Raw genomic sequence first — 11,882 nt, 5'->3', positions numbered from 1 at the left:
TGGCACTCCCCCCTGGAGAGTGCCAATAGCGACAGGCAGGTCCGGCACCCGCGACGACGGATCGACCTGGTCGCCACCTCAGACAGTTAACCCCGTGAGATCTCCGAAGGGGGAGGTCGGATCGTGACGACCACCAGCTCCAAGGTTGCCATCAAGCCGCTCGAGGACCGCATTGTGGTCCAGCCGCTCGACGCCGAGCAGACCACGGCCTCTGGCCTGGTCATCCCGGACACCGCCAAGGAGAAGCCCCAGGAGGGCGTCGTCCTTGCCGTGGGTCCGGGTCGCTTCGAGGACGGTAACCGTCTTCCGCTCGACGTCACCGTCGGCGACGTCGTGCTTTACAGCAAGTACGGCGGCACCGAGGTGAAGTACAACGGCGAGGAGTACCTCGTCCTCTCGGCTCGCGACGTGCTCGCGATCATCGAGAAGTAATTCACCCGGTAAGGGCGTTCGGGGTCATTCCCCGGACAACCCCGCACCAAGCATTGCAGTGAACTGCGCCCCTGGCCCCCGCTACCTCTATGAACCGGGCGCTGGGGGCGCCGTTCGTTTCTCCCAAGTTTTCCGAGAGGGCTGAACCGCTCCCATGGCGAAGATCCTGAAGTTCGACGAGGACGCCCGTCGCGCCCTCGAGCGCGGCGTCAACAAGCTTGCCGACACGGTGAAGGTGACGATCGGCCCCAAGGGCCGCAACGTCGTCATCGACAAGAAGTTCGGCGCCCCCACCATCACCAACGACGGCGTGACCATCGCCCGCGAGGTCGAGCTCGACGACCCGTTCGAGAACCTCGGCGCGCAGCTCGTGAAGGAGGTGGCGACCAAGACCAACGACATCGCGGGTGACGGTACGACCACCGCCACCGTGCTCGCCCAGGCGCTCGTCCGCGAGGGCCTGCGCAACGTCGCCGCCGGCGCGTCGCCCGCCCTCCTGAAGAAGGGCATCGACGCCGCGGTCAAGGCCGTCTCCGAGGAGCTCCTCGCGACGGCCCGCCCGATCGACGACAAGTCCGACATCGCCGCCGTGGCCGGGCTCTCCGCCCAGGACAGCCAGGTCGGCGAGCTCATCGCCGAGGCGATGGACAAGGTCGGCAAGGACGGTGTCATCACCGTCGAGGAGTCCAACACCTTCGGTCTGGAGCTGGACTTCACCGAGGGCATGGCCTTCGACAAGGGCTACCTGTCCCCGTACATGGTGTCCGACCAGGAGCGTATGGAGGCCGTCCTCGACGACCCGTACATCCTCATCCACCAGGGCAAGATCAGCTCCATCCAGGACCTGCTGCCGCTGCTGGAGAAGGTCATCCAGTCGAACGCGTCGAAGCCGCTGCTGATCATCGCCGAGGACGTCGAGGGCGAGGCCCTGTCGACCCTGGTCGTGAACAAGATCCGCGGCACGTTCAACGCCGTCGCCGTGAAGGCCCCCGGCTTCGGTGACCGCCGCAAGGCCATGCTCGGCGACATCGCCACCCTCACCGGTGGTCAGGTCATCGCCGAGGAGGTCGGCCTCAAGCTCGACCAGGTCGGCCTGGACGTGCTGGGCAGCGCCCGCCGCGTGACCGTCACCAAGGACGACACCACCATCGTCGACGGTGCCGGCAGCAGCGACGAGGTCCTCGGCCGCGTCAACCAGATCAAGGCCGAGATCGAGAACACCGACTCCGACTGGGACCGCGAGAAGCTCCAGGAGCGCCTCGCGAAGCTGGCCGGCGGCGTGTGCGTGATCAAGGTCGGCGCCGCCACCGAGGTGGAGCTCAAGGAGAAGAAGCACCGTCTGGAGGACGCCATCTCCGCGACCCGCGCCGCGGTCGAGGAGGGCATCGTCTCCGGTGGTGGCTCCGCGCTCGTCCACGCCGTGAAGGTCCTCGAGGGCAACCTCGGCAAGACCGGCGACGAGGCGACGGGTGTCGCGGTCGTCCGCAAGGCCGCCGTCGAGCCGCTGCGCTGGATCGCCGAGAACTCCGGCCTCGAGGGTTACGTCATCACCGCCAAGGTCGCCGAGCTCGACAAGGGCCAGGGCTTCAACGCCGCCACCGGCGAGTACGGCGACCTGGTCAAGGCCGGCGTCATCGACCCGGTCAAGGTCACCCGCTCCGCCCTGGAGAACGCCGCCTCCATCGCCTCCCTGCTCCTCACGACCGAGACCCTGGTCGTCGAGAAGCCGGCCGAGGACGAGGGCGACGCCGGTCACGGCGGCCACGGGCACTCCCACTGACGCACACGGAGTACGCCGCCAGGCCATGAGCCGACGCTGACGTCCCCCGGCCGGGGTGCCGTCGGCTGAACCGGGCCCGGCAACTTTGCCCCGCCGCTCCGCGGCGGGGCAAAGTGCTGTCAGAGTAATCGTGATCATCAAGGCTCGGTACCACTACAGAGGGACCACCGCGCACAAGCCCGTGTGGGGCGACTGCGGCGAAGTCCTGCCGCGGTGGTTGATGCCCCGCAGCACCTGGTACTCGCGTCGGGCAGCCCGGTCCACCCTCGCGCGCTGCTCCTCGGAGGCGGCGGCTCCGGCCAGGTTTATACGGACGCGGCCGCTCTCCTGCGCGAGCCCGTCGTCAGGCACAGCCGACCTGTCCTCCCAGCCGGGGCCCGCGTCGAGGGCGCGGGGTTCGAGCTTCCGGTCGTCCCCGAAGCGCAGAGGGGCCGTGGAGGCCGGTGGATCAGCTCTCCATTGCGTCCAGCGCGCCGAGCCCGGCCATCAGGCCCAGCCGGTCGTACTGCCACCAGCCCTCGACGATCTTTCCGTCCTCCCCGCACCGGAAGATGGTCGCGCCGGTCATGGAGACCTTCTTCCCGGACGCCGGGATCCCCATGAAGTCGCCCGTGTGCGTGCCGTTCCAGGCCCACCGCGTGCAGACGCGGTCGCCCTCCGTGATCTGGTCCTCGATCGTGAACGCCATGTCGAAGGCGCCGCGCCACATCTCGATCACGCGCCGCACGGCGTCGAGCCCGATGGCGTCCTGATCCCGGGAGGGATCGTGGTCGTGATAGCTCTCCGCCATCAGTCCGTTGAGCGGCGGCAGCTCACCCGGGGCCTCCGCCATCTCGAAGAACGCGCGGATGTTCGCCGCGTAGAGCTGCTCGTCCCGCACCACGTCCAGGTCCGTGAACGTCGGCATCCCGTCGCAGAGCGCCACCATCTCCTGGAAGATCGTCTCGGTCTCCGGGAGCTTCGAGTTCCGCATCGCCTCTTCGTACGACGGGAACTCCACGATCTCCACGAAGTGGTTCGCGTCGGAGCGGTCCTTGCCGATGACGCTGTGCGTCGCGGTCCGTTTCCCGTTGGTCTTCTCGACCCATGTGTCCATCAGCTGGTTCATCTCGTCGAACCGACTGGTTTTGCAGTCAATCAGCTGTACGAAAGTCATGGCGCAACCTCCGGCTCCCCTGGTCCGGTTGAATCGGTCGAATCACCCCAATCTTCCCACCGGAGGGGCGACACCACCCACCGCACGACCGGCGCGAGCACACTTCGTACGGCCCGTACGGCCGGCGCCGGCACCGGGCACGCGACCGTGCGGCCCGGGTGATCGCCCTTACCGGGGGCCGTACTTCCTGGGGGACGTCACTGGGGCCCGTACTTCCGCCCGGTCTTCGACGTGATGCCGCCCAGCAGCGCCCGCGGGGTCACCTTCACCACGCCCATCAGCACCTTGTAGCGCGGATCCGGGACGGACAGGGTTCTTCCGCGCGCGAGATCGGCGAGCGCGGCCGAGACCAGCTTGTCGGCGTCGAGCCACATCCAGTTCGGAATGTTGTCCGTACCCATGCCGGCCCGCTCGTGGAACTCGGTGCGCACGAAACCGGGAGCCAGCGCCATCAGCCGTACGCCGCTGCCCGCGAGATCCTTCGCCGCGCCCTGCGTGAACTGAACGACCCAAGCCTTCGACGCCCCGTACGTACCCCGCGGCACGAACGCGGCCACCGACGCGACGTTGACGACGCCGCCCCGGCCGCGCTCCCGCATGGCCTCGGTCGCCGCCGACGTCAGCCGGAGCACCGCCTCGCAGTGCACCTTGAGCATCTTCAGCTCGTCCGCCATCGATACGTCCAGATAGCGGCCCTTGTTGCCGAAGCCGGCGTTGTTGACCAGCAGGTCGACCGGGTTCTTGCGGTCGGAGAGACGGGCGGCCACCGTTTCGATGCCCTCGTCCGTCGCCAGGTCGGCGGTGAGCACCTCCGCCTCGATGCCGTGCCGGTCGTGCAGCTCGGTCGCCTGCTCCCGCAGCCGCTTCGTGTCCCGCGCCACCAGCACGAGGTTGTGCCCGTCCGCCGCCAGCCGCCGCGCGAAGGCGGCACCGATTCCCGCGGTCGATCCCGTAATCAGAGCCGTCGTCATGGCGCAAGGTTAGTGACCGGCCGGGGGCCCCGCCGCCCGGTGCCGCCCAACGCCCGACCGCGCTCCACACGATCTCCGTACCCCGGCCGGCAAGGGAACGGACACCCCATCGACATCCCTGGGGGTGCCGCTCGGGCCGCCCCTAACCGCCGTACTTCGCCACGTACTCCAGAGCCGTCTCCCGCGACTCCGCGTGCAATGCGCTGCCCGCCGCCAACAGCCTTGGCAGCAGCTCCCGTTCGGTCGTCGAGGCGCGGAACTGGACGGCGACGGTGACATCGTGGCCGGGCCGGTGCACGATCTCGACCGGGTCCCCGGAGCGGATCTCGCCGGACTCGATCACCCGCAGATACGCGCCGGGCGCACCCCGCCGCGTGAACCGCTTCACCCAGCTCTTCTCACCGAGATGCTCCTGGAAGGTGCGGCAGGGGACACGCCCGGAGGTGACCTCCAGGACGACATCGGGGCCTATCCGCCAGCGTTCGCCTATGAGCGCGCCTGACACGTCGAGCCCCAGCGTCGTGAGGTTCTCGCCGAACACGCCGTTCGGCAGCGTCCGGCCGAGCTCGCGCTCCCAGTCGTCGAGGTCCTCGCGCGCGACCCCGTACACGGCCTGGTCGTCACCGCCGTGATGCCGCAGGTGGCACACCGCGTCCCCGGCGAGCCCGCTCCCGCCGACGCCCTTGGGCCCCGGGGCCGTCACGCGCACCGGCCCGTCGACCGGTCGCTTGTCGATGCCGGTCACGCCCTCCGGCTGGTCCGTGTACTCGACGGACCGCGCCCGGCCCAGGTTCAGCGACAAGAGCTTCATGGCACCAAGTTAGGTGATACAGCCCAAAGCGTCGACGCGATATTCGCCGCCCCATCCAAGATGCGCTTATGCTCGAACAGTGATCGAGGCTCGTCATCTCCGTGTCCTGCGCGCCGTCGCCACCACCGGATCCTTTTCGGCGGCGGGCCGCGAGCTGGGCTGCACCCAGCCCGCCGTCAGTCAGCAGATGAAGGCCCTGGAGTCGTCGGTCGGCACCCCGCTGCTCGTCCGGACGGGGCGCGAGATGCGCCTCACCCAGGCGGGTGAGGCCCTGGTCAAGCACGCGACGAGCATCCTGGCGGGTCTCACGGCCGCGGAGGAGGAGGTCGCCGCGATCGCCGGTCTGCGCGCCGGCCGCGTCCGCCTGGTCTCCTTCCCCAGCGGCAGCTCCACCCTCGTTCCCACGGCCCTCGCCGCGCTGCGCGCCGCCCACCCCGGCACCCGCGTCTCCCTGGAGGAGGCCGAACCGCCCGAGTCCGTCGAGAAGCTGCGGGCCGGCGACTGCGACATCGCGCTCGCCTTCCGCTACGAGGGCGCTCCGGGCGTCGAGGAGTGGGACGACCTCGTCGTACGGCCCCTGCTGATGGACCGTCTCGTCGGTCTGGTGCCCGAGGGTCATCCGCTCGCGCGGGCGGAGTCCGTCTCGATCGGCGAGTTCGCCGGTGAGTCGTGGATCGCGGGCTGCCCGCGCTGTCGCGGTCAGCTTGTCGAGGTCTGCCGGGGCGCCGGCTTCGAGCCCCGTATCGACTTCGCCACCGACGACTACCCGGCGGTGGTCGGGCTCGTGGGCGCGGGACTCGGCGTGGCCGTCCTGCCGGAGCTCGCGATCGAGTCCGTACGCCCGAAGGGGGCGCGGACCGTGACGGTGGAGCCCGCGGTGCGCCGCGAGATCGTCGCCCTCACCCTCCCGGACCTCGCGGAGGTGCCGGCGGTGGCCGCGACGCTGGACCGGCTGGCACGGGCGGCGGCCCGCTAGCGGCCTCCCTGTTCACCCGTCCTGCACGGGTACTGCCTGCTCGGGTACTGCCTTGCCCGGACGTGTACTGCCCGCACGTATAGCGGCGGGTGCTGCCGACAGGCGTACCGCATGCACGAATACTGCCGTGGGTGCGTCAGCCCGCACGCGCCTGCTCCTGCCTGCACGTGCCTGCTCCTGCCCGCACGTGCCTGCCCGTAAGCGCCGCTGTCGAGCACCTTCAGGGCAGAAACGTTCCTTCAGTTGTTCGAAGCGGTGGCGTTTCCGGTGGCCGATGCCGAGACCAGTCGGTTGCGTGCCCGCCCCATGAGCTCTTCGCGCTCGTCCTCGGTCAGTCCGCCCCACACGCCGTACGGTTCGCGCACCGCCAGCGCGTGTGCCGCGCACTCCGCGCGCACCGGGCATCTCATGCAGACCTCTTTGGCCGAGTTCTCACGAGCGCTCCGTGCCGCACCACGCTCGCCCTCCGGATGGAAGAAGAGCGAGCTGTCGACCCCGCGGCAGGCCGCGAGGAGCTGCCAGTCCCAGAGGTCCGCGTTCGGACCGGGAAGGCGGGAGAAATCTGCCATTGCGTGTCCCCTTGTTGCCGTTCTGGGCTGCTCTGTGCCCACCGACCGTACATCTACGATCTAAGGAGATGAAAATATGACTCATTGCGAATCTAGCCTCAGACACCAGCAAATGGGAAGAAAACAGGCTAAATGGGGCACGGGTTGTGATGAAACGTTGAGGGTCGGCGCGCATGTCTGCACCGTGTCCGCGCCCTCACGTACAGTGCCGATGACGGCCGACTGCCCCGTAACTCTTTCGAGTGACCATCGTTGAGATGGCTGAGGCGGTTGAAGGAACAAGCGCTCGGGTAGGCGGTCATATCCGCCTGCGAGTGTCGACCGCACAGGTGACGATTCGTAACAGCCTGGAGGCTCAAGGTGACGCGCATCAGCTGCGGAGGACGGTCATGACATCCGTCCTCGTCTGCGACGACTCCCCGCTTGCCCGAGAGGCGCTCCGCCGTGCGGTCGCGACCGTGCCCGGTGTCGAGCGCGTGACGACGGCGGCCAACGGCGAGGAAGTCCTCCGCCGCTGGGGAGCCGACCGTTCGGATTTGATTCTGATGGACGTACGTATGCCCGGACTGGGCGGCGTCGAGACGGTCAGGCGGCTGCTGTCCGCCGACCCCGGTGCGCGCATCATCATGCTCACCGTGGCCGAGGACCTGGACGGTGTGGCGCTCGCCGTCGCCGCCGGCGCCCGCGGCTATCTGCACAAGGACGCCTCACGGGCGGAGCTGCGCGCCACCGTGACCCAGGCGCTCGCCGACCCGACCTGGCGGCTCGCGCCGCGCAGACTGCGTTCGGCGGAGATGGGCGCCGCGCCCACCCTCACCGCGCGTGAGATCCAGGTCCTGGAAGGAATGAGCCACGGTCGCTCGAACGCGGAGATCGGTCGTGAGCTTTTTCTCTCCGAGGACACGGTCAAGACGCACGCCCGGCGGCTCTTCAAGAAGCTCGGCGCCTCGGACCGGGCGCACGCGGTCGCGCTCGGATTCCGGTGGGGCCTGGTCCGCTAGGTGAGCCGTCTCGAGGGTATGACGGTAGTAGTCCCTGCCCGCCGGACGGCGGGTGGGGCCGGGCCCTCAGGGAGAGCCTCTTCGGTGTCCGAGCCCCGTTTCCCGGCGGATGCCGCATCCTTGAGGTGTGGAGTTCCTTGGGGACAAGTCGGTCGAGCGGAAGGGGAGGGCGCAGGAGATGAGTTCCGGCGCACCTGCTCATAACGCTTCGGTGCACAACTATGGACGCGGTGCCACGGACAGGACGACGTCAAGGCACCATGGACCGATGCGTGAAGACGAGACGACGGGGATCGGTGCGCTCGTCCATCGCGCGGTCGACGGTGACGAACAGGCCACACACGACCTGCTCGCCCATGTACATCCGCTCGCGCTGCGTTACTGCCGCGCCCGTCTGTCCCGGCTTCCGGGGGACGCGCGGCACTTCGTGGAGGACCTGGCGCAGGAGGTCTGTGTCGCGGTACTCCTGGCGCTGCCGCGCTACAAGGACACCGGGCGCCCCTTCGAGGCGTTTGTCTTCGCGATCGCCGCGCACAAGGTCGCCGACCTCCAGCGCGCCGCGATGCGCCATCCGGGGTCCACGGCCGTTCCCTCCGACGAGATGCCGGAGCGGCCCGACGACTCCCTCGGCCCCGAGGAGCGCGCGCTGCTCAGCAGTGACGCCGAATGGGCCAAGAAACTCATGGCCAACCTTCCCGAGAACCAGCGGGAGCTGCTCCTGCTGCGCATCGCGGTGGGCCTCACGGCCGAGGAGACGGGCCAGATGCTGGGAATGTCACCGGGCGCCGTCCGGGTGGCCCAGCACCGGGCGCTGAGTCGGCTGCGGGCGCTGGCGGAGCAGTAGGAACGCGGTCCGGTCGCGGCGACGCGACCGGGGCGGCATGTTCCGGCCCGCACCGATCGGGTCCCGTTCCGAATGAGCTGAGCGGGTCCCGATACCAACGAGCTGATCGGATCCCGTTCCGAACAAGCTGAAGGGATTCCGTTCCGAACGAGCCGATCGGATCTCGTTCCGAACGAGCCGATCGGATTGTCTTCGGAGCAGCAACACGTTCCGGTGGCGATCGATGTCCGATCGGGCGGCGGTCCTGCGAGCCGCCGCGCCGGATCCCTTTCCCTCCGCAAATTGCAGGCAAAAGGTGACGGACCCCGACGGCGCCGGACCGGCTCGCCCGGGATGGACGCGTACCGCCCTCGACCACGCACGCGGGGTGCCGGCCGGTGAGGACTCACGCAGGCGGGGCGGTCCCGACCGGGGCCTCGGCGCCTCTCCGGACACGGGTCTGAACGGCGATGACCTGCGACCCGTACGAACATACGAAGCCGAAGCCCACCCTCAACCGTGGAATGAGAGAGCCATGCTTCCCGTTAGCATGGACATCCGCACCGATCAAGGCCATTTGGGGAAGGTGTCATGACTGCCAACGTCGACGGAGTGCCCGCCAAGTTCGCGACACTCGGGCTGACCTACGACGACGTGCTGCTGCTGCCGGGCTCGTCGGACATGGCGCCCGACCAGATCGACACCGCCTCGCACATCTCGAAGAACGTCCGGGTCAACATCCCGCTGCTGTCCGCCGCCATGGACAAGGTCACCGAGTCGCGCATGGCGATCGCGATGGCCCGCCAGGGTGGCGTCGGTGTTCTGCACCGCAACCTGTCCATCGAGGACCAGGCCAACCAGGTCGACCTGGTGAAGCGCTCCGAGTCCGGCATGGTCACCGACCCGATCACCGTGCACCCGGACGCCACGCTCGGCGAGGCCGACGCGATCTGCGCCAAGTTCCGCATCTCCGGTGTGCCGGTCACCGACGGCGGCGGCAAGCTGCTCGGCATCGTCACCAACCGCGACATGGCCTTCGAGACCGACCGCTCGCGCCAGGTGCGCGAGGTCATGACGCCGATGCCGCTGGTCACCGGCAAGGTCGGCATCTCGGGCAACGACGCGATGCAGCTGCTGCGCCGCCACAAGATCGAGAAGCTTCCGCTGGTCGACGACGCGGGCGTCCTCAAGGGCCTCATCACGGTCAAGGACTTCGTCAAGGCCGAGAAGTACCCGATGGCCGCGAAGGACGCCGAGGGGCGACTGCTGGTCGGCGCGGCCGTCGGTGTCGCGGGCGACGCCTTCGAGCGCGCCCAGGCCCTGATCGAGGCGGGCGTCGACTTCATCGTCGTCGACACCGCGCACGGCCACTCCCGCCTGGTCGGTGACATGGTCGCCAAGATCAAGTCGAACTCCTCGGGCGTCGACGTCATCGGCGGCAACATCGCCACCCGTGACGGCGCGCAGGCGCTCATCGACGCCGGCGTCGACGGCATCAAGGTCGGTGTCGGCCCCGGTTCCATCTGCACCACCCGCGTCGTCGCCGGCATCGGCGTCCCGCAGGTCACGGCCATCTACGAAGCGTCGCTCGCCGCCAAGGCGGCCGGCGTCCCGGTCATCGGCGACGGTGGCCTCCAGTACTCCGGTGACATCGCGAAGGCCCTGGTCGCGGGCGCCGACACGGTGATGCTCGGCTCGCTGCTCGCGGGCTGCGAGGAGTCCCCGGGCGAGCTGCTCTTCATCAACGGCAAGCAGTTCAAGTCGTACCGCGGCATGGGCTCCCTGGGGGCCATGCAGTCCCGCGGCGAGCAGCGCTCCTTCTCCAAGGACCGCTACTTCCAGGAGGGCGTCGCCTCCGACGAGAAGCTCGTCCCCGAGGGCATCGAGGGCCAGGTGCCCTACCGGGGCCCGCTCTCCGCGGTCGTCCACCAGCTGGTCGGCGGTCTGCGCCAGTCGATGTTCTACGTCGGCGGCCGCACCGTGCCCGAGCTCCAGGACCGCGGCCGGTTCGTCCGCATCACCTCGGCGGGTCTCAAGGAGAGCCACCCGCACGACATCCAGATGACGGTCGAGGCGCCGAACTACAGCCGCAACAAGTAGTCACCCGTACGCGTGAGCGGGCTGCACGCGCGCGCGTGCAGCCACGACAAGGGCGGCCCCGGAGGTTCCGGGGCCGCCCTTGTCGTGGGCGTCGGGGATACTGGGGAGCGCAGAAGCGAAGACGGAAAGGCCACAACGTGACTGAGATCGAGATCGGGCGCGGCAAGCGCGGCCGCCGGGCGTACGCCTTCGACGACATCGCCGTCGTCCCGAGCCGCCGTACGCGGGACCCGAAGGAGGTCTCGATCGCCTGGCAGATCGACGCGTACCGCTTCGAGCTGCCCTTCCTGGCCGCCCCGATGGACTCGGTCGTCTCCCCGGCCACCGCGATCCGTATCGGCGAGCTGGGCGGCCTGGGTGTCCTGAACCTGGAAGGCCTCTGGACGCGGTACGACGACCCGCAGCCGCTGCTGGACGAGATCGCCGGGCTGGACTCGGAGACCGCGACACGCCGCCTCCAGGAGATCTACACGGCTCCCATCAAGGAGGAGCTGATCGGGCAGCGCATCAAGGAGGTGCGCGACTCCGGAGTCGTCACCGCCGCCGCCCTGTCCCCGCAGCGCACCGCGCAGTTCTCCAAGGCCGTCGTCGACGCGGGCGTGGACATCTTCGTCATCCGCGGTACGACGGTGTCGGCCGAGCACGTCTCCGGTGCCGCCGAACCGCTGAACCTGAAGCAGTTCATCTACGAGCTCGACGTCCCGGTGATCGTCGGCGGCTGCGCCACGTACACCGCGGCCCTGCACCTGATGCGCACCGGCGCGGCCGGTGTCCTCGTCGGTTTCGGCGGCGGCGCCGCGCACACCACGCGCAACGTGCTGGGCATCCAGGTTCCGATGGCCACCGCCGTCGCGGACGTCGCCGCGGCCCGCCGCGACTACATGGACGAGTCCGGCGGCCGGTACGTGCACGTCATCGCCGACGGCGGGGTGGGCTGGTCCGGCGACCTCCCGAAGGCCATCGCCTGCGGCGCCGACTCCGTGATGATGGGCTCCCCGCTCGCGCGCGCCACCGACGCGCCCGGCCGTGGACACCACTGGGGCATGGAGGCGGTGAACGAGGAGCTGCCGCGCGGCAAGAAGGTCGACCTCGGCACCGTCGGCACCATCGAGGAGATCCTCACCGGTCCGTCGCACATCCCGGACGGCTCGATGAACATCTTCGGCGCCCTCCGCCGCGCCATGGCCACCACCGGCTACAGCGAGCTCAAGGAGTTCCAGCGCGTCGAGGTGACGGTCGCGGACTCGCAGCACAAGCGCTAGC

Annotated in this window: 12 protein-coding genes; 7 read left to right on the top strand and 5 right to left on the bottom strand. The window is 69.2% G+C overall.

The window, feature by feature from the left end; genetic code table 11:
* Window positions 1–123: 123 nt before the first annotated feature.
* Window positions 124–432 carry a co-chaperone GroES gene (gene groES, locus ACIQRL_RS37780; protein WP_261705370.1) on the top strand — a complete coding sequence of 103 codons (309 nt, stop codon included), beginning with the start codon at window positions 124–126 and terminating at the stop codon, window positions 430–432.
* 154 nt (window positions 433–586) lie between these two features.
* On the top strand, window positions 587–2,212 hold the full coding sequence (groL, locus tag ACIQRL_RS37775) for a chaperonin GroEL (RefSeq protein WP_401340296.1): 1,626 nt from the start codon (window positions 587–589) through the stop codon (window positions 2,210–2,212).
* Window positions 2,213–2,365: 153 nt separating this feature from the next.
* On the opposite strand, the gene ACIQRL_RS37770 is transcribed toward groL, so the two are convergent.
* The 4 genes from ACIQRL_RS37770 to ACIQRL_RS37755 form a co-directional block, all read right to left on the bottom strand.
* The gene (locus tag ACIQRL_RS37770; RefSeq protein WP_401340294.1) at window positions 2,366–2,563 is read right to left on the bottom strand and encodes a hypothetical protein; all 198 of its coding nucleotides are present in this window, start codon (window positions 2,561–2,563) and stop codon (window positions 2,366–2,368) included.
* A gap of 97 nt (window positions 2,564–2,660) precedes the next feature.
* Entirely contained in the window at window positions 2,661–3,368 is a 708-nt protein-coding gene (locus tag ACIQRL_RS37765; RefSeq protein WP_401340292.1) for an ester cyclase, read from the bottom strand.
* A gap of 197 nt (window positions 3,369–3,565) precedes the next feature.
* Window positions 3,566–4,339, bottom strand: a complete 774-nt coding sequence (locus ACIQRL_RS37760; protein WP_401340290.1) for an SDR family NAD(P)-dependent oxidoreductase — start codon at window positions 4,337–4,339, stop codon at window positions 3,566–3,568.
* A 142-nt stretch (window positions 4,340–4,481) separates the two neighbouring features.
* Entirely contained in the window at window positions 4,482–5,150 is a 669-nt protein-coding gene (locus ACIQRL_RS37755; protein WP_401340288.1) for an MOSC domain-containing protein, read from the bottom strand.
* Window positions 5,151–5,229: 79 nt separating this feature from the next.
* On the opposite strand from ACIQRL_RS37755, the gene ACIQRL_RS37750 reads away from it, so the two are divergent.
* The gene (locus ACIQRL_RS37750; protein WP_401340286.1) at window positions 5,230–6,126 is read left to right on the top strand and encodes a LysR family transcriptional regulator; all 897 of its coding nucleotides are present in this window, start codon (window positions 5,230–5,232) and stop codon (window positions 6,124–6,126) included.
* A gap of 239 nt (window positions 6,127–6,365) precedes the next feature.
* Here the strand turns inward: ACIQRL_RS37750 and ACIQRL_RS37745 are convergent, their stop codons facing one another.
* Window positions 6,366–6,695 carry a WhiB family transcriptional regulator gene (locus ACIQRL_RS37745; RefSeq protein ID WP_401340284.1) on the bottom strand — a complete coding sequence of 110 codons (330 nt, stop codon included), beginning with the start codon at window positions 6,693–6,695 and terminating at the stop codon, window positions 6,366–6,368.
* Window positions 6,696–7,084: 389 nt separating this feature from the next.
* Between ACIQRL_RS37745 and ACIQRL_RS37740 the strand changes: the two genes are divergently transcribed.
* The 4 genes from ACIQRL_RS37740 (at window position 7,085) to ACIQRL_RS37725 (ending at window position 11,881) form a co-directional block, all read left to right on the top strand.
* Window positions 7,085–7,696 (top strand): response regulator transcription factor, encoded by a 612-nt coding sequence (locus ACIQRL_RS37740; RefSeq protein ID WP_003948568.1) that lies wholly within the window; start codon window positions 7,085–7,087, stop codon window positions 7,694–7,696.
* Between the two features lie 268 nt (window positions 7,697–7,964).
* Entirely contained in the window at window positions 7,965–8,540 is a 576-nt protein-coding gene (locus tag ACIQRL_RS37735; RefSeq protein ID WP_315903658.1) for a sigma-70 family RNA polymerase sigma factor, read from the top strand.
* Window positions 8,541–9,110: 570 nt separating this feature from the next.
* A complete protein-coding gene (gene guaB, locus ACIQRL_RS37730; protein ID WP_355844078.1) occupies window positions 9,111–10,619 on the top strand; it encodes an IMP dehydrogenase in 1,509 nt (502 codons plus the stop codon).
* A 137-nt stretch (window positions 10,620–10,756) separates the two neighbouring features.
* Window positions 10,757–11,881, top strand: a complete 1,125-nt coding sequence (locus tag ACIQRL_RS37725) for a GuaB3 family IMP dehydrogenase-related protein (protein WP_401340281.1) — start codon at window positions 10,757–10,759, stop codon at window positions 11,879–11,881.
* Window position 11,882 lies beyond the last annotated feature (1 nt).

The sequence above is a fragment of the Streptomyces sp. NPDC091209 genome (genome assembly GCF_044757755.1).
Lineage (GTDB): Bacteria > Actinomycetota > Actinomycetes > Streptomycetales > Streptomycetaceae > Streptomyces.
The sequence above is the reverse complement of the archived record's forward strand: the minus strand, read 5'-3'. Positions and strand labels throughout refer to the sequence as shown.